Origin of the sequence: Hydrogenophaga sp. NFH-34, assembly GCF_021401345.1 — a bacterium.
Taxonomy (GTDB): Bacteria; Pseudomonadota; Gammaproteobacteria; order Burkholderiales; family Burkholderiaceae_C; genus Hydrogenophaga; species Hydrogenophaga electricum.
In genome coordinates this window covers 23,477-41,714 of the sequence record NZ_JACBGE010000014.1, presented here as the reverse complement: position 1 = coordinate 41,714, position 18,238 = coordinate 23,477, and the positions used below count along the sequence as shown (strand labels likewise).

Here is an 18,238-nt window from a genome sequence, read left to right as displayed (position 1 = left end):
TGGCGCGCCTTCGGCGTTTCGCATGAGCTTCGATGACTTTCGGCTGAGCCCCGCGTTGCGTCGCGCGGTGACCGATCTCGGGTTGACCGAACCCACCGCCATCCAGGCCCAGACCATGGCGCCGGCGACCCAAGGCCGCGACGTCTGGGCCGCAGCGCCGACCGGCTCGGGCAAGACGCTGGCCTATGCACTGCCGCTGGTGCAAGGGCACGAACGCGCCGCGCGCAAGGACGGTTACCGCCGGCCCGTGCGCACCCTGGTGCTGTTGCCCACGCGCGAGCTCGCGTTGCAGGTGGGCGAGGTGCTGACCCACCTGGCCTATCCGCTGTTCCTGCGCGTGGGGGTGGTGCACGGCGGTGTGTCGATCAACCCGCAGATGTTGGCGCTGCGCGGCGGCGCCGACATCGTGGTGGCCACGCCCGGCCGCCTGCTGGATCTGGTGGCGCACAACGCCGTGCGGTTGGGCGATGTGCAGCACCTCGTGCTCGACGAGGCCGACCGCCTGCTCGACAGCGGCTTTGCCGACGAACTGCAGCGCGTGCTCGCGCTGCTGCCCGCCCGGCGCCAGACCCTGCTGTTTTCGGCCACCTTCGCTCCCGAGGTGCAGGCTTTGGCCGAAGCGGTGCTGCGCGACCCGGTGCGCCTGGGAGTCGTCGCCGCCGACGCCCCGCCATCGGACGATGGGCACCCACAGCCGGACATCCGGCAGCACGCTGTCGCGGTGGACGCGCGCAACCGCACCTCTTTGCTGCGCCACCTGCTGAGCACGCAAGGCTGGTCGCGCGTGCTGGTGTTTGTGGCCACCCGCCATGCCTGCGAGCACGTCGCAACCAAACTGCAACGGGCCGGGATCGGCGCGGCACCTTGGCATGGCGAGCTGGCGCAGGGCGCGCGCCAGCGTGTGCTGGCCGATTTCAAGGCCGGGCGGTTGCAGGTGCTGGTGACCACCGATCTGGCCGCACGAGGCATTCACATCGACAGCCTGCCCGTGGTGGTCAACCACGACCTGCCGCGCTCGGCCACCGATTACACCCACCGCATCGGCCGCACCGGTCGTGCCGGCGCGGCAGGCGAAGCCTGGAGTTTTGTGACCGCCGAGACCCACGCCCATTGGGCGTTGATCTGCAAACGCGAACAGATCGACCTGACGCCCAAGCCCGTGGCGGGCTTCGAACCGACGGACGCACCCTTGCCAGCGGCACCGCTGGTCGCCGCCGATGGTGGCGGGATCAAGGGGCGGCGACCCAGCAAAAAGGACAAGCTGCGTGCGGCCCAGGCCGCCGGCACCGGTGCGGCCCGGGGATCAGAGCCGGGCTCGCGCTGATCAGTCTTGCGAGGGCGACTCGGCCGGCGTGTCGATCTTCGGCGGGCGGGGCGTTCGCACGCCGTGCTTGCCGAGGATCTCCACGTACACCGCGTCGATGCCCGTTTGGGCGAGCGCGTCCACCGTCGCGATGACTTCACTCACCTGCACCGTTTCGGCGCTGTCGGCCGTGGCGCCAACCTTGCAGTCGAAGTCCCAGAAATCCACGCCTTCGGGCAGTGGGCGGCCGCGCTCGCGCCGGAAATAACGGCGGATGTCGTGCTTGACGGCATCGAGCACGCGGTCGGGGTGCTTTTTGCCTTGGGCTTGCAGGGGGTAGGTCTTGCGCATGGGGGCTGTCCTTCTCGGGTGGCCACGGCCCGGGATGGACGTGATGCAGGGGGCGGATTATCACCGCCAGAGCCTCCGGCCACGGTCTGTCCTGGCATCTCCGCCCCATCCGGGTGGGTCGGGGTATGGGTTGTTAATGAGATTCATTCTTGATAAATCCGGTATGCTCGCCGGCCATGCGTCCCCCGGCTCTGTCCCTTGTCCTGAACGAGTTTCCCCAGCGCTACGAAGCCATCGTGCGCTTTTTGCGTCGCCGTCTGGGCAGTGTGGAGGATGCCCGTGAGGTGGCACACGAGACCTGGTTGCGGTTGGCCGAGCAGGCGGGCACTGAAGCATCCTGCGGTCCGGCAGCCGATGCCCGGGCGTACCTCTATACCGTGGCGGCCAACCTCGGGCAGGACCGCCAACGCCGCGCACATTGGTTGCAAGCCCATCTGCAGCAAGGGAGGGAGGCTGGAGCGGGCGTCGACCACACGCCCGATGTGGCCGAAGGCCTGATGTACCGCCAGGCTCTGAGCGCGCTTGACGCCACACTGATGGCGATGCCGGCCAGGGTACGCGATGTCTTTGTGGCGCACCGTATCCACGGCGAAGCGCAGGCCGATATCGCCTTGCGCCTGGGGGTGTCGCTCAATACCGTGGAGCGCGACCTCATGGCGGCCCATGACCGGGTGGATACTGCGCTTCGACATTGGCGGGGGGAGCCCCGGCGCGGCCTGGGCGGCCCGACACAGGGGCGGCGCAAAAGCCTGGCTTCGCTGCTGGGGGCGGCGGCGGTGGGGGTGCTGGGCCTGGCCGGAGGCTGGCGCTACCGGCAGACCCAGGCGCTGCATTGGGCGGCGGCTCTGTCGACGCCGCAAGGGCAGCGTCTGCAACAGGGTTTGCCCGACGGTTCGATGCTCACGCTCGATGCGCAGACCCGTGTGGAGATGGCTTTCGATGCGCGCCGCCGCACTGTGCGATTGCTGCGGGGAGCCGCTTTTTTTGCCGTCAGCACCGATGCCGATCGCCCTTTCACGGTGGAGGTGGGGGCGCTGAGTGTCACCGTTCTGGGCACGCGGTTCGGTGTCGACATCGAGCCGGCCGGCACGGTGCTCGTGCAGGTCGAATCGGGCCGTGTGCGGGTCGCGCGCTCCGCGCAGGTATTGGCGGCAGGGCTGACGGCGGGCCAGGGGCTTCGCGTGGCGCCGGACGGGCGGAGCCAGGCGGTCACTGGCCCAGCGGCGGCGTGGCGGCAGGGGCGCGTTCATTTCGACGCGGTGCCCCTTGGCGAGGCCGTGGAACGCCTGGCACGTTATGCGAAAGTCGATCTCCGTGCCGACCCCAGGACGGCCCAACTGCGTGTCAGCGGCACGGTCGAGATCGCTCAGTGGGACGACTGGTTGCAGGCCTTGCCCGCTGTCTTGCCGGTGCGTGCCGTGCGCGACAGCGAGGGTGGCGTCATGCTGATGGCTCGCTAGCGTTGCGTTCCGCGATGCGACGTCGCTTCGCTCTCTCAAAAAAAGCTTCAGGGTTGTGCCGATTCGTTCGTCCAGCAGAAGAAAGCCTTTTCTTCATGCCCTATCCAGGACGATCTTCTATGCACCACCGATTCCCCGCTTCTTCCCTGCCGCGCACCCGTGTGGTGGCCAGAGCGGCCCTGGCCCTGGGCCTGGCACTCCAGATACAGGCCACCATGGCACAGACTGTGCATTTCGACATTCCCGCGCAACCGCTGGCGCCCGCGCTCACCGCACTGGCCAGCCAAGCCGGGCTGCAACTGGCTTTTGCGCCGGAGCTCGCGCAGGGGCGGCAGGCGCCCCCGATCCTCGGCCTGCAGGACGTGGCGCAGGCACTGCGGACCCTGTTGGCCGGCAGCGGTTTGCAAGGGCGGGTGCAAGGGCGAACACTGGTGATCGAGCGCCCGGCACCTGGCGGCACCGTTCTGCCCGAAGTGGTGGTGCGTGCCAGCGCCGAGCGTGATGCCGCCACAGGTCCGGTCAGCGGTTACGTGGCACGACGCAGCGCGACCGGCACCAAGACCGACAGCTCGATTATCGAGACGCCGCAGTCGATCACCGTCATCGGGGCGGAAGAGATCGACACCCTGAAGGCGCAAAGCCTGCAAGGCGCGCTGGGTTATGTGGCCGGCGTCAGCCGCACGGAAGGCATGGACCGAACAACCGACGGCATGTTTCTGCGCGGGTTCCAGACCGGCAGTGTCGGCAGCCACTACCGGGACGGTACACCGTACAGCGTCAACTACTACAACGGTCAGCAGGAGCCCTATGGGCTCGAGCGCATCGAACTGCTCAAGGGCGCAGCGTCGGTGCTGTACGGCGCTGCTGCGCCCGGCGGCATCATCAACACGATCAGCAAGCGCCCGACGGCGACGCCGCTGCGTGAGCTCAATGTGGAGGTCGGTAGCTTTCGCCGGCGCCAGGTGTCGGGGGATTTCGGCGGGGCGTTGGGAGACGGCAGCGACTGGTCGTACCGGCTGACCTTTCTCCGACGGGACAGCGACAGCTTTGTCGAGCACGTGCCCGATGACCGCACTTACCTGGCGCCGGCCCTGCGCTGGCAGCCCAGCGCGGACACCTCGCTGACTTTGCTGGCCGAGTACCACGAAGACAAGACGGCCTATGTCTACGGCCTGCCAGGCCCCGGCACCGTGCTGCCCAACCCCAGCGGTCGATTGCCGCGCAACCGCTTCACAGGCGAGCCCGGTTACGACCGGTTCCACCTCCAGCGCCACAGCGTCGGCTATCTGTTCGAGCACGCCTTCAGCGAGCAGCTCAAACTCCGCCACAGTCTGCGCCACTACCGTGCCGAGAATGTGTACAACAACGCGTGGATCTGGGGGCTGGAGAGTGATCTGCGCACCACCGCCTTTCGGGGTGCCCAAGATCGTCAGGACCGCTCATCGGCGACGACGATGGACACCTCGTTGCAGTACCAGACCTCACACGGCAACGTGCAGCACACCCTGCTGGCGGGTTTCGATTACGCCACCCCGCGCCATCGGGATGAGCGCTACAACCGCGACAGCGCGCCGCTGGATCTGTACGCACCGGTGTACGGCGCCGAGCGTGGACCAGCAGCTCCCGCATCCAATTCGTCCATTTCCAGGATGAAACGCATGGGCGTGTACGCACAGGACCAGATCAAGATCGATCAGCGCTGGGCGATGCTGCTGGGCGGGCGGTACGACACCGTGCGCTATGACGAGCAGGCACTCTTTTCCGGTGACAAGAGCGCCGATGGCGAAAAGAGCCACGCCTTCACCGGCCGCGCTGGGCTGGTCTACCTGGCGGACAACGGGGTGGCGCCGTTTCTGAGCTACAGCGAGTCTTACGAACCCACCACCGGCACCGATCGCCTGGGGCGTCGCTTCAAACCCACGAGCGGTGAGCAGGTGGAGGCGGGGGTGCGTTTTCAGCCCCCCGGCACGGAAACCCTGCTGTCGGCGGTGGTCTACCGGTTGACGCGTGACCATGTCACCGTGACCGATCCGCTGGACGTGAACCACATGATCCAGCAGGGCCGGGTGCGCTCCCAGGGATTGGAGCTGGAAGCCCGCACCCGCATCGGGCGCCACGTCAACCTGATTGCCGCCTATGCCTACACCGACGCCCGCACGCTGCGGGCCAGCCCTTTGCAGCCCGAAGAAAGGGGGCAGCGATCGATCGGTGTGCCTGACCACCAGGCATCGCTCTGGGGGGATCACGACTTTGGCGCGTTTGGGCTTTCGGCGCTGAAGGTCGGCCTTGGGGCTCGTTACGTCGGCGAGGCACGTGGTCGCGCTCACGGACTGGCCGTGAGCGTGCCGGCCTTCACGTTGTTTGACGCCATGGTGGCGTACGACACCGGTCTGTGGAGGTTGGCCCTGAACGTGAGCAACCTGGCGGACAAAACCTACATCGGCAGCTGCGCCATGTACGGCTGCTTCTACGGAGAGCCGCGCAAGGCCATCGTCACGGCCACCCGTCGCTGGTGATGCAGGCCGGAGCCGCCAGATGGCCGTTCTTTCAGGGACTGAATCCCAGGAGGCGTTGTGGTCTCAGGACCCGCGGGCGAATACCGCTCGCGCGGCAGCCACCGTGGCCGCGATGTCCTCATCGCTGTGCGCCGCGCTCACGAAGCCCGCTTCGTACAGGGCTGGCGCGATGTACACCCCCCGGTCCAGCAGGCCGTGGAACAGGGTGTTGAACTTCGTGCCATCGCTCTTCATCACGGTCGCGTAGTTCTGTGGCAGTTCGGGCAACAGGAAGAAGCCGAACATGCCGCCCTGGCAGTCGGCGCTGAAGGGGACGCCTTCTGCGGCGGCGGCGGCCTGGAGACCATCGACCAGCGTGCGGGTTTTGGCCGACAGCGCTTCGAAGAAACCGGGCCGGCTGATCTCGCGCAGCGTGGCCAGACCGCAGGCGGTCGCCACGGGGTTGCCGCTCAGGGTGCCGGCCTGGTACACGGGCCCCAGCGGGGCGAGCTGCTCCATCACGGCGCGCTTGCCGCCAAAGGCCGCCAGCGGCATGCCGCCGCCGATGACTTTGCCCATGACCGTCATGTCGGGCTCGAAACCCGGGATCAGGCTGGCATAGTGGCCCTGGGCACTGCCCAGACCGACGCGAAAGCCCGTCATCACCTCATCGAAGACGAACAGCGCGCCATGTTGCGTGCACAACTCGCGGATGCGCGTCACGAACGGCACGCTGGCGCGGACGAAATTCATGTTGCCGGCGATGGGCTCGATGATCACGCACGCGATGTTGGCGCCATGCTGCGCAAAGGCCGCTTCGATCTGCGCGACGTTGTTGTACTCAAGCACCAGCGTGTGCTGCACCACCTCGGGCGGCACGCCAGCGCTGGTGGGGTTGCCGAAGGTGGCCAGGCCCGAGCCGGCCTTGACCAGCAGCGCGTCGGCATGGCCGTGGTAGCAGCCCTCGAATTTGATGAGGGTCTTGCGGCCGGTGGCGCCACGTGCCAGGCGGATCGCGCTCATGCCGGCTTCGGTGCCGGAACTGACCAGGCGCACCATTTCCAGGCTGGGCACCAGTCTGATGATCTCTTCGGCCAGTTCAACCTCGCGTTCGGTGGGCGCGCCGAACGAGAAACCGTCGAGCACTGCTTTCTGCACCGCTTCCAGCACGGCCGGGTGGCCGTGGCCCAGGATCATCGGACCCCAGGAGCCGATGTAGTCGATGTATTTCTGGCCGTCAGCGTCCCAGAAATACGCGCCCTGGGCGCGCTGCACGAAGCGCGGAGTGCCCCCCACCGCGCGGAAGGCGCGCACGGGCGAGTTCACGCCGCCGGGAATGGTCTGCTTGGCGCGTTCGAACAGGGCGAGGTTGCGGTCGGTCATGGCGGGGAGTTCCCTCAATGCTTGGTGGTGTCGAGCGGAAAGTCGTCGGCGTCGAGCGCGCTGTCCGGGGTGGGCTCGCCGTCTTCGGCGCTTTCGTCGGTCGCATCATCTTCGTGCGCCCAGAACAGCCGGTCGGGAACTGCGTGGCCCATGCCAGGCTGGAAGCCGGCGTTCAGGCACTGGTCCAGATAGGTCAGGGCCTCGGCACAGGCTGTCTGCAGGTCGTTGCCGCCGGCGATCAGGGCGCACAGCGCGGCCGACAGGGTGTCCCCGGCGCCGCTGAAAGTGGCTTCGAAGCGTTCGTAGCGCGCGCTGGCCAGCACGCTTTCGGGGCTGGCGAGGTGGCTTTCCAGGTACTGGTCGGCTGCGTTGAATCCGGTCACCAGGGTGTAGGGCACGCCGTGCACGGCGGCCGCACGGGCCACTTCGCGGGCATTGGGGGGGCGGTCGCCTTCCCATTCGGGCAGCAGCCAGCGGCACAGGGTGCTGTGGTTGCCCACCAGCACCGTGGTCTGGGGCAGCAGCAGTTCGGCGAAAGCATCGAGGTAGGTCTCGATGGCCAGTTCATCCCACCAGGACAGGTCGGGCATGTAGGCAATCACCGGCGTCTCGCTGTAGTCGCTGGTGATTTCAGCGATGGTGCTGAGGTTCTCGGGGGTGCCCACGAAGCCCACCTTGAAGGCTTGCACCGGCATGTCCTCCAGGGCGCAGCGTGCCTGGTCGGCCACGGCTTCCTCGTCGAAGGCGACGTGGTCGTGGATCTCGGTGGTGTCGCGCACGTAGCTGCCCGTGACCACGGCCAGCACGTGCGCCGAAGCGCTGCTCATGGCCGTGAGGTCGGCGCTGAGCCCGCCCGCACCGCTGGGGTCGTTGGCGTTGAACACCATGGCGCAGGGCAGGGTGGCTTCGGCAGCGGACAGGGAGAGGTTGGTGGCGCCGGATTCGGGGGAGTCAGACATGGAGGGCGCGATGAACGGGGTCGTGAGGGCGATGGCCGGCAGATCGGGTTGGGCCCTCGCGACAAAGCCATGGATGTGTGACCGGAGGGGCTGTCATGGCTCGATACAATGATTGCATTCTATGCCATCGCCCTCTATAACCATGCCCGAAACGAAGACTTGGATGTGCCTGATCTGCGGCTGGATTTACGACGAGGCAGCGGGTGCGCCCGACCACGGCATTGCCCCCGGCACGCCGTGGGATCAGGTCCCCATGAACTGGACCTGTCCGGAGTGCGGTGCACGCAAGGAAGATTTTGAAATGGTCCAGATCTGAAACGGCGGCTGGATCACGGAACGACGTTCGGGAAGGCTTCGAATCGCCCGCCACCCTTGACCCAACGATCACCCAACCAGGGAGCCTGCGCGCATGAGTTCCACGCCTTTGAAAGTCCTCGTGGTGGACGACAGCAACACCATCCGGCGCAGTGCGGAGATCTTCCTCAAGCAGGGAGGGCATGAGGTGTTGCTGGCCGACGACGGATTCGATGCGCTGGCCAAGATCAACGACTACAAACCCGATCTGGTGTTCTGCGACATCCTGATGCCGCGCCTGGATGGTTACCAGACCTGCGCGATCATCAAGCGCAACGCCCGTTTTGCCGACATTCCCGTTGTGATGCTGTCTTCCAAGGACGGGGTGTTCGACAAGGCCCGTGGCCGCATGGTCGGGTCGCAGGAATACCTGACCAAGCCGTTTACCAAGGACCAGCTGCTGCAGGCCGTGCAGCAGTTCGGTATGCATTCAACCGGAGCCGCGTGATGCCCATTCGAAGTGTCCTGATCGTTGACGATTCCAAGACCGAACTGATGGTTCTGTCGGACCTGCTGGGCAAGAACGGCTACAGCGTCCGCACGGCCGAGAATGCCGAGGAGGCATTCCGCAAGCTCAGCGAGCAAAAACCCGATCTCATCCTCATGGACGTGGTGATGCCGGGGCAGAACGGTTTTCAGTTGACCCGGGCCATTGCGCGCGACCCGCAATATTCGGAAATCCCCATCGTGATGTGCACCAGCAAGAACCAGGAGACCGACCGGGTCTGGGGGATGCGCCAGGGTGCCCGGGACTACGTGACCAAGCCGGTGAATGCCGAGGAACTGCTGTCCAAGATCCGGGCCATCGGCTGACGGTCGGCATCTTCGAGCACAGCATGGCCAAACGCCAGTCCCTCAAAGAATTGCAGGAACGCTTGGCGCGGCGTCTGACCGCCGCCCGGGCCGAAGCCGCCACCGCCTCCTGGCTGGCCATTGAAGTGGCCGGCCAGGGGTTTCTGGTGCCCCTTGTCCAGTCGGGCGAGATCTTTCCGTGGTCCGGGGTGCAGAAGGTGCCTTTCACCAAGTCCTGGTATGCGGGGGTCGCCAGCTTGCGCGGCGGGCTGTTCGGTGTGGTCGACCTGGCCGGTTTCCTCGGCGTCGACGCGGCCGGCGGTGACCGGTTGAGCATGGATGCGCGGCTGGTCAGTCTGAACCCCACCTTCGGGGTCAATGCGGTCCTGTGGGTGGATCGCCTGCTCGGGCTGCGCAATCCGTCCGTGTTCACGTCGGTGGAGCCGACGCCGCCGGAAGCGCCGGGCTTTGTTCCGCGCCAACTGACCGACGCGCAGGGCCGGGTCTGGAAAGAGCTGGACCTGGGCGTGCTGGCCAGTCAGGCCGAGTTCCTGGCCATCGCGGCGTGATGCGGCGCGCGGGAGCCAGGGTTTTCTTCAAGGCCGGAGCCCGGTTCCGGTCCGGGCATTAGTTCACTCATCGTTGGAAGGTTGTTTCATGGCCATGTTTGATCGACTTCAGGGGCTGTTCAAGCGCAAGGAGGTGGGCAACGAGGACGTGGACCTCTCGCGCGCGACGGACCAGGACCTGGCCGAGCTCGCGGCCGCGCGGCTGGCGCCCGCTGCGACCGTCCAACCCTTTGCGGAAAGCCGGCTGGCGCCGGACGAGGGGGATGCCGGACCTGTGGACCTGGAGACGGTGTCGGTTCCCCTGCTGGGTCGCAAGCCGGTCGAGGTGCACCGCCGCTCGCTGCTGACCCTGCTGGGGCTGGGCGCGGTGGTGCTGCTGGCCACCATCTTCTTCATCCTCACCCAGACCGAGAAGTTCGGTCAGCAGGTGGCCGCCAGCGGTCAGGCGTTGATGCAGTCCCAGCGGTTGGCCAAGAGCGTGTCGCAGGCGCTGGTGGGCAGTGTGCCCGCCTTCGCCGAGGTGCGCGAAAGCGCCGACGTGCTGGCCCGCTCGGTGCGCGGCCTCAAGCAGGGCGACGACGCGATGTCGCTGGCCGCGGTGGGGCCCGAGTTCGGTGCGTCGCTGGAAGAGATCGCGCCGCGGGTCGACCGGGCCGAGCGCAATGCGGCGGCCGTGCTGGCCCAGCAACAGATCCTGACGCAGGTGGGCGACGCGCTGCGTTCCATCAACCGCCAGACGTCCGATCTGCTGGAAATCGCCGAGACCGTGTCTTCGCTCAAGTTGCAACAGGGTGCGCAGGCGGCCGAGATTTCGGCCACCGGCCAACTCGTGATGCTGACGCAGCGCATCGGCAAGTCGGCCAACGAGTTCCTGACCATGGAGGGGGTGAGTCCCGAGGCGGTGTTCCTGCTCGGCAAGGACCTCAACACTTTCAAGGAAGTGGCCGAAGGTCTGCTCAATGGCAGCAGCGAACTGCGCCTGGCCCCGGCGCGCGATGCGCAGGTGCGCGAGCGGCTCGGGGCCCTGCTCAAGCTCTATGACGAAACCCGGGTGGAGGCCGGTGCGATTCTGGGGAACCTGCAGGGGTTGGTGTCGGCGCGCGAAGCGCAGGCAGGCATCGTGGCCGACAGCGAACCGCTGCGGCTGGGGTTGCAGAAGCTGCAGGACGGGCTGTCGGCCCGTTCGGGGCTGGGTGGTGGTGAACTGGTGGCCCTGCTGCTGTCGACGCTGTTCGTGCTGCTGTGCGGTGGGGGCCTGGCTTATGTGCAGCTGCAGGACAGCCGCCAGCGTCAGCAGATTGCCGAGTCGCAACGGCTGTCGGCCGAGTCGCTGGAGCAGGATGCCAAGCGGGTCAACGACGCCAACCAGGCGGCCATTCTCCGGCTCATGAACGAGTTGCAGACGGTGGCCGAAGGCGACCTGACCCAGGAAGCCACGGTGACGGAGGACATCACCGGCGCCATCGCCGACTCGGTGAACTACACGGTCGAGGAACTGCGGTCGCTGGTGGGCAACGTGCAGGCCACGGCGCAACGGGTGGCGCAAACCACGGCCGCCGTCGAAAGCACGTCGACCGAACTGTTGGCCGCCTCCACGGAGCAGTTGCGGGAGATCCGCGAAACCGGCCAGTCGGTGCTGGACATGGCGCAGCGCATCAACCAAGTGTCCGGTCAGGCGCAGGAATCCGCCACGGTGGCGCGGGCTTCGCTGGAAGCCGCCGAATCGGGCCTGAAGGCGGTGCAAGACGCGATTGGCGGTATGAATGCGATCCGTGACCAGATCCAAGAAACCTCCAAGCGGATCAAGCGGCTGGGCGAATCGTCGCAGGAGATCGGCGAAATCACCGAGCTGATTTCCGACATTACCGAGCAGACCAACGTGCTGGCACTCAACGCCGCCATCCAGGCCGCCTCGGCCGGTGAGGCGGGTCGGGGCTTCTCGGTGGTGGCGGAAGAAGTGCAGCGGCTGGCCGAACGGTCGGGCGATGCGACGCGCCAGATCGCGGCGCTGGTGAAGGCCATTCAGACCGATACGCAGGATGCGGTGGCCGCCATGGAACGTTCCACGCAGGGTGTGGTGGAAGGGGCGCGCCTGTCCGACAACGCCGGCACGGCGCTGTCCGAGATCGACCGCGTGTCGCGCCGGCTGGCCGACCTCATCGAGCAGATTTCCAGCGCAGCCTCTCGCGAGGCCCAGTCGGCCAACGAGGTGGCGGGCAACATCCAGCACATTTTTGCGGTGACCGAGCAGACCGGTGAGGGTACGCGCTCCACCGCCGAGCAGGTGCGTGAACTCTCGGCGGTGGCCGAGGAACTTCGCCAGTCGGTGGCGCGGTTCAAGATCGCCTGATTCATCGACACGTTCCGAACCCCCATCCGATCGCCATGTCCGATTCCACGTCCCACCGATCGCCCGAAGACGCATCTCTGGCCGACCTCGGGCCACTGGCCTGGGTGTTCGATGAACTGCGCAAGTCGCTGGACGGCGCGAACAAGGCGGTTCGCCGTTTCCTGCGCGAGCACGAGCAGTCCCACCGCGAGGACCTGGAGGCGGTGGACCCGGCTTCGCTGCGTCTGGCGCGGCAGCAGCTGCACCAGGCTGTGGGGGCGCTGGAGATGGTGGGGCTGGGGGCGCCCGCGCAGGTGTTGCGGGCCATGGAGGCTGCGGTTCACCGCTTCATCCAGAAGCCGCAGACCTGCACCGAGGCCGCCGCCATCCAGGTCGAGCAGGCCAGCTTTGCCCTGATCGAATACCTGGAAGCCGTGCTGGGCAACAAGGTGTTGTCGCCCGTGGCGCTGTTCCCCCAGTACCGCGATGTGCAGGCACTGGCGGCAGCCGAGCGGGTGCACCCGGCCGATCTGTGGCCGTTTGAGCAGCGCGGGCAGGAAATGGGCGCGCCGGCCGACGTGGCCCCCCTGCAGCCCGACGTGCGCATCCGCTCGATGCTGGACCGTCTGGTGCTGCTCTCGATCAAGACCCGCAGCCCCGCGGCGGCGCAGCAACTGGTGCGCCTCTGTGCAGGGCTGTCCGCCAGCGCCGGTGCGGTGCGCGCAACCACTTTCTGGCGCGTCGCCGCAGCCTATTTCGAGGCGCTGGCACTGGACGCCCTACCGGGTGATCTGTACGTGAAGCGGGCCGCGTCGCGCGTGCTGCTGCAGTACACGACCCTGGCCCAGGGACAGCAGCAGGTGTCCGAGACGCTGATTCACGACCTGCTGTTCTTCTGTGCGCAGGCCACCTTGCCGGCGGATGCGCCGGCGCCCCATGTCCGGGCGGTGCGGCAGGCGTTCGGGCTGGAGCAGGAGCCGCGTGTCGACTACGCCCGCGCCGAACTGGGCCAATACGATCCGGCCGTGCTCGCGCAGGCGCGCAAGCGCATCGGGGCGGCCAAGGAATCCTGGTCCCTTTTCACCGGTGGCGATACCAGTCGGGCGCGCCAGGTGCTGGACCAGTTCAGCCTGATCGGTGACTCGCTGATCAAGCTGCATCCCGGCAGCCAGGCGCTGGCCAAGGCCCTGCTCAAGGCGGTCGATTTTGCGGTCCGCAGCAGCCAGGGCGTGCGCCCCGAGCTGGCGATGGAGGTGGCGACCACGACCCTTTATCTGGAGGCCACGTTCGAGGACTTCGACCCGAACGATGCCGAGCTGTCGCGGCGGACCGAAGCGCTGGCGCAGCGCCTCGAAGGGGTGTTGTCGGGGCAGGCACCGCAACCGCTCGAACCCTGGATGGAGCAGTTGTACCGCCGCATCAGCGATCGCCAGACGATGGGCTCGGTGGTCGGCGAGCTCAAGGTGTCGCTGGCCGAGGCCGAGAAATCGCTCGACCAGTTTTTCCGCACCCCTGCCGAGAAGGGCGGCTTGCACGCCGCCGTGTCCCAGTTGTCGCAGATGCGGGGCGTGTTGTCGGTGCTCGGCCTGGAGCCGGCGGTGCAGACGGTGTCGCGCATGCGCACCGTGATCGAACAGAGCCTGCACGAAGACAGCGCGCTGGCCGAAGGCGAGAGCCTGCGGCTGCTCGGCAACAACCTCAGCGCGCTGGGTTTCCTGATCGACATGCTCAGCTACCAGCCGGCGCTGGCCAAGAAGCTCTTCGTGTTTGACGAGGAACGTGGTGAGCTGCTGCCCATGATGGGGCGCCGGGGCGAATCGGCCGAGCCGCGCCCAGCCCAGCGCGAGGCCTTGGCCCTCAGCGAGGATGTGCAGCGGGTTGTTGACGATGTGCAGCAGGGCACCGATCTGGTGGATCTCAGCCAGCGCCTGGACCGTCTGGCCGACGAGGCGACGCTGGCCGAGCATGCGGGGGTGGCCAAGGCCGCCCGCGATGCCGCGCAGGCCGTGGTGCGTCCCGATGCGTTGGAAGGCGCGCAGGCTCTGGTGGGGCTGGCCGGGGCGGTGTCGCCACCGGCGGCACCCGCACAGGCGGAAAGCGCCGGTGCGGACGACGAGGATGACGGCGATCTGCTCGATATCTTCCTGGAGGAAGCCCGCGAAGTGACGGGGCAGGGCCACGCCGCCATCGAGGGCCTGCGCCAGGCTTCTGGGCAGCTCGAACCCCTGACCGCGTTGCGCCGGGCTTTTCACACCCTCAAGGGCAGCTCGCGCATGGTCGGGCTCACCGATTTCGGCGAAGCCGCCTGGGCGCTGGAGCAGGCGCTCAACGCGGCGCTGGCCGAACAGGGCGCGGTCGAGTCCGGTCTGTTGTCGCTTTCCACCGAGGCGCTCGACGCGTTGGGCCAGTGGGTGGAAGACATTGCCCAGGGCCGTGCTGACCACTGGCGCCCGCAGCCATTCCGTGCCAGTGCCGACGCCTGGCGGCTGGAGCGGCGTGAACTGTCCCTGTCGGGCGTGGCGGCCGTTGACGCCCCGGTTGAACCGGTATCCGATGACGCGGTGCTGGCGGCACCGGTGGTGCCGTTCGACGAGGCCACCGAAGCCGAGGTGACGCCGGACCTGGTGCCGCAAGCCGATGGCGAGGGGCCCTTGCCGGTCACCGTGGAGTTCGATGGCGATTTTGTCGAAACGGCGCCGTTCGATGAAGACACGATCACCGAAGAGGATCTGCTGGCAGCGGGAATTCCCGTGCCCGGTGCCGAGCCGCTACCCGCAGAGATGCCGTCTCTGGAGGCCATCGATTTCGAGCGTCTGGCCGCGTTGTCGGACCGTGCGGTCGAGGCGTCTGACGAGCCGGCGCAGGCGTCTGCGCCGGCGGGTATGAGCTTCCCGCCGATCGAGCCGCCCGCGCCCGACACGGCAGCGGTCGAGGTGGTGGAAATGCCGGCTTCGGCGTTCTCGGTCGACTGGCCGGAGCTGTCGCTCCCAGCCGAAGTGCCGGAGGCGCCTGCACCAGCCGCCGTGCCGGAAGAGCACCAGCCCGTGACCGTCAGCGACGCGGAGGAGGCACCAGCGCCCGACCCCGAGTCGGAACCGGCATCGCCCACAGCAGGCGCCGACGAGGGGCTGGTGACCGCTGACAGCGACATGCCGGCGGTCACGGTCGTGGCTGAGGAATCCGCAGACGCGGCGAACATGGCCGATGACACCAAGGTCATCGGCCCGCTGTGCATCGGCATCCGGCTCTACAACGTGTACCTCAACGAGGCCGACGAATGGTCCCGCCGGCTGGGCAATGGTCTGGCCGAATGGGCGCTGGAACGGCACGAACCCCTGGGTGGGCAGGCCGAGGCGCTGGCGCACTCGCTGGCCGGCAGCTCCGCCACGGTGGGGTTCGAGCCGCTCTCGCGCATTGCCCGCGCCCTCGAGCACGCCCTGGGTGTGGCCGCCTCGCACCAGCAGGCCGGCCAGCCCGTGAGCGCCGAGCGGGCGAAACTGTTTGTCGATGCGGCCGAAGACATCCGCCGCCTGCTGCACCAGTTTGCCGCCGGGTTCTACAAGGAGCCGTCGGCGGAGCTGATCGCCGCGCTCGACGCCGTGACCCATGAGCCCTTGCCGAGTCTGGACGAGGGTGATTTCGATCCGCTCGCTTCGCCCCTGGACAGCCCGTGGGCAGTTGGCGACGCCTTGGTGGTGGCGGAGCCTTTGCCCGCTGATGAAACCCCGGCCGACTTTGGCGTGTCGACCTTCGGCGCGATGACGGCACTGGAGCCGCCCGCGCCCCGCCGCGACGGGCCGGTGCAGGACATCGATGACGACATCGATGCGCTGGACACCATCGACGTCGATCTCTTCCCCATCTTTGCCGACGAAGCGCAGGAACTGCTGCCCCATCTGGGCGGGGCCCTGCGCCAGTGGGTGGCAAGGCCGGAAAACGCCAGTGCCCGGGGCGAAGTGCTGCGCACTTTGCACACCCTCAAGGGCAGCGCGCGACTCGCGGGCGCCCTGCGCCTGGGCGAAATGGCCCACCGCATGGAAACCGAGGCCGAACGCCTGGGTTCCGACGTTCACCGCAGCGCGGATGTCGAGCCGTTGCTGGCGTCGTTTGACGCCATCAGCGCCCGGTTTGACCTTCTGCGGCGCAACGACTCGCCGGGCCAAGGGGTGGTGCAAACGGCGCCGGAACAGGACCTTTCGGCGGCGCCCTTGCAACCGGATACCCCGGCTGCTGGCGAACCGTTGCCCGAGGTGTTCTCGCCTGCCGCTCCGGCACCCGAAGCCGTGGATGGACTGGCTGTGTCGGCCAGCATGGCGCCTGCTGTTCCCGGGCTGCAGGGTCTGGCCTTGCCGCCAGGGCCCACGGCCCCGGCACGTGCGGCGGGCGCGGCCGTGCGCGTGCGCCCGGAGCTGCTCGACCGGCTGGTCAACCAGGCCGGGGAGGTGATCATCACCCGCTCGCGTCTGGAGTCCGAACTGGTGACCTTGCGCGGTTCGCTCAAGGACCTCACGGGCAACCTCGACCGTTTGCGCCAGCAGTTGCGCGACATCGAACTGCAGGCCGAAACCCAGATGCAGTCGCGCCTGGCCCAGGCCAAGGACGCCAACCAGTCCTTCGATCCGCTGGAGTTCGACCGCTTCACGCGGGTGCAGGAGCTCACGCGCATGATGGCCGAGTCGGTGAACGACGTGGCCACCGTGCAGCGCAACCTCCAGCGCGCCGTGGACGCGACCGAAGACGGCCTGGCCGCCCAGGCCCGCCAGACCCGCGAGTTGCAGCGCGACCTGCTGCGCACGCGCATGGTGGAGTTCGAAGGGATTTCCGAGCGCCTGTACCGCGTGGTGCGCCAGGCGTCGAAGGAGTCGGGCAAGCAGGTGCGGCTGGACATGACGGGCGGTGCCATCGAAATGGACCGCGGCGTGCTCGACCGCATGACCGCTGCGTTTGAACACCTGCTGCGCAACAGCGTGGTGCATGGCATCGAAACGCCGGACGTGCGCATGGCCGCCGGCAAGCCACCGGAAGGGCAGATCCACATCCGGCTGCAGCAGGAACTCAACGACGTGTCGGTCACCTTCGAGGACGATGGTGCCGGGCTCAACCTGCCGAAGCTGCGGGAAAAGGCGGAGGCCCAGGGCTTCGTCACGCCCGGGACGCAGCTGTCCGACGAAGAGGCTGCGCAACTGGTGTTTGCGCCTGGCCTGAGCACAGCCACCGAGGTCTCGGCGCTGGCCGGGCGTGGGGTGGGCATGGACGTCGTGCGCAACGACGTGGTCGCCCTGGGGGGGCGTGTCGAAACCAGCACGCAACCGGGCCAGGGCACGCGCTTCAAGCTGGTGCTGCCGCTGACGACCGCCGTCACCCAGGTGGTGATGGTGCGGGCCGGTTCGCTGGCCTTCGGGGTTCCGTCCAATCTGGTGGAAATCGTGCGCCGGGTTTCCGCCGACGAGCTGACGCAGGCCTACGCCAGCGGCACGCTGCAGGCCGGTGGCGAGGCCATTCCGTTCTACTGGGCGGGTGCTCTGCTGCAGGCTTCGCCGCAGTCGCAGGAACTGCAGGGCCGTACCCTGCCGGTGGTGATCTTCCGCTCGGCGGCGCAGCGCGTGGCGATGCATGTCGACGAAGTGCTGGGCAACCAGGAAGTGGTGGTCAAGAACCTGGGGCCGCAGCTGTCGCGCCTGCCGGGCCTGGCCGGCATGTCGGTGCTGGCTTCGGGGGCCGTCGCTCTGATCTACAACCCGGTGGCTTTGTCCACCGTGTATGGCGCCCAGGTCCGCGAATGGGTACTGGCCCAGCAGCAGCAAGCGCCGCAGGCGCACGAACCGGTGGTGGCCGATCTGGTGCCGAACGCCGTGCCGCTGGTGCTGGTGGTCGACGATTCGATCACGGTGCGGCGGGTCACGCAGCGCCTGCTGCAGCGCGAAGGCTACCGGGTGGTGCTGGCTGCCGATGGCTTGCAGGCGCTGGAGAAGTTGCAGGGCGAGCGGCCGTCGGTGGTGCTGTCCGACATCGAAATGCCGCGCATGGACGGCTTCGATCTCGTGCGCAACCTGCGCAACGACCCGCGCCTGGCCAGCCTGCCGGTGATCATGATCACCTCGCGCATCGCCACCAAGCACCGCGACCACGCGCGCGAGCTCGGCGTCGACCACTACCTGGGCAAACCCTACGCGGAAGACGAGCTGCTGGCGCTGATCGCCCATTACGCGCGCAGCGAAGCCCAGGCCTGATGGGGCCGGGGCG

At 67.7% G+C, this 18,238-nt stretch carries 12 protein-coding genes; 9 read left to right on the top strand and 3 right to left on the bottom strand.

Translation table 11 applies throughout. The features are described 5' to 3' along the window. Positions 1 to 22: 22 nt before the first annotated feature. Entirely contained in the window at positions 23 to 1,324 is a 1,302-nt protein-coding gene (locus tag L0977_RS14465; RefSeq protein WP_234265553.1) for a DEAD/DEAH box helicase, read from the top strand. On the opposite strand, the gene L0977_RS14460 is transcribed toward L0977_RS14465, so the two are convergent. Continuing rightward, a complete protein-coding gene (locus tag L0977_RS14460; RefSeq protein WP_234265552.1) occupies positions 1,325 to 1,654 on the bottom strand; it encodes a DUF6172 family protein in 330 nt (109 codons plus the stop codon). A gap of 176 nt (positions 1,655 to 1,830) precedes the next feature. On the opposite strand from L0977_RS14460, the gene L0977_RS14455 reads away from it, so the two are divergent. Further along, positions 1,831 to 3,114, top strand: a complete 1,284-nt coding sequence (locus tag L0977_RS14455) for a sigma-70 family RNA polymerase sigma factor (protein WP_234265551.1) — start codon at positions 1,831 to 1,833, stop codon at positions 3,112 to 3,114. Between the two features lie 119 nt (positions 3,115 to 3,233). Beyond that, a complete protein-coding gene (locus L0977_RS14450; RefSeq protein WP_234265550.1) occupies positions 3,234 to 5,630 on the top strand; it encodes a TonB-dependent siderophore receptor in 2,397 nt (798 codons plus the stop codon). Between the two features lie 63 nt (positions 5,631 to 5,693). Here the strand turns inward: L0977_RS14450 and hemL are convergent, their stop codons facing one another. Next, complete coding sequence (gene hemL, locus L0977_RS14445) at positions 5,694 to 6,992, bottom strand: glutamate-1-semialdehyde 2,1-aminomutase (RefSeq protein ID WP_234265549.1); 1,299 nt, start codon at positions 6,990 to 6,992, stop codon at positions 5,694 to 5,696. 14 nt (positions 6,993 to 7,006) lie between these two features. Further along, positions 7,007 to 7,951 carry a bifunctional hydroxymethylpyrimidine kinase/phosphomethylpyrimidine kinase gene (gene thiD, locus L0977_RS14440; protein WP_234265548.1) on the bottom strand — a complete coding sequence of 315 codons (945 nt, stop codon included), beginning with the start codon at positions 7,949 to 7,951 and terminating at the stop codon, positions 7,007 to 7,009. Positions 7,952 to 8,093: 142 nt separating this feature from the next. Between thiD and L0977_RS14435 the strand changes: the two genes are divergently transcribed. The 6 genes from L0977_RS14435 to L0977_RS14410 all read left to right on the top strand — a co-directional run bounded on the left by L0977_RS14435 (position 8,094) and on the right by L0977_RS14410 (position 18,225). After that, positions 8,094 to 8,267 carry a rubredoxin gene (locus L0977_RS14435; protein ID WP_234265646.1) on the top strand — a complete coding sequence of 58 codons (174 nt, stop codon included), beginning with the start codon at positions 8,094 to 8,096 and terminating at the stop codon, positions 8,265 to 8,267. Between the two features lie 93 nt (positions 8,268 to 8,360). Then, the gene (locus L0977_RS14430; RefSeq protein ID WP_234265547.1) at positions 8,361 to 8,753 is read left to right on the top strand and encodes a response regulator; all 393 of its coding nucleotides are present in this window, start codon (positions 8,361 to 8,363) and stop codon (positions 8,751 to 8,753) included. Next, complete coding sequence (locus tag L0977_RS14425) at positions 8,753 to 9,118, top strand: response regulator (protein ID WP_234265546.1); 366 nt, start codon at positions 8,753 to 8,755, stop codon at positions 9,116 to 9,118. Before L0977_RS14430 ends, L0977_RS14425 begins: the two co-directional genes overlap by 1 nt. A 23-nt stretch (positions 9,119 to 9,141) precedes the next feature. Further along, entirely contained in the window at positions 9,142 to 9,666 is a 525-nt protein-coding gene (locus tag L0977_RS14420) for a chemotaxis protein CheW (RefSeq protein ID WP_234265544.1), read from the top strand. A gap of 88 nt (positions 9,667 to 9,754) precedes the next feature. Then, a complete protein-coding gene (locus L0977_RS14415; RefSeq protein ID WP_234265543.1) occupies positions 9,755 to 12,016 on the top strand; it encodes a methyl-accepting chemotaxis protein in 2,262 nt (753 codons plus the stop codon). Between the two features lie 35 nt (positions 12,017 to 12,051). Further along, the gene (locus tag L0977_RS14410) at positions 12,052 to 18,225 is read left to right on the top strand and encodes a hybrid sensor histidine kinase/response regulator (RefSeq protein WP_234265542.1); all 6,174 of its coding nucleotides are present in this window, start codon (positions 12,052 to 12,054) and stop codon (positions 18,223 to 18,225) included. The last annotated feature ends 13 nt before the right edge of the window (positions 18,226 to 18,238 follow it).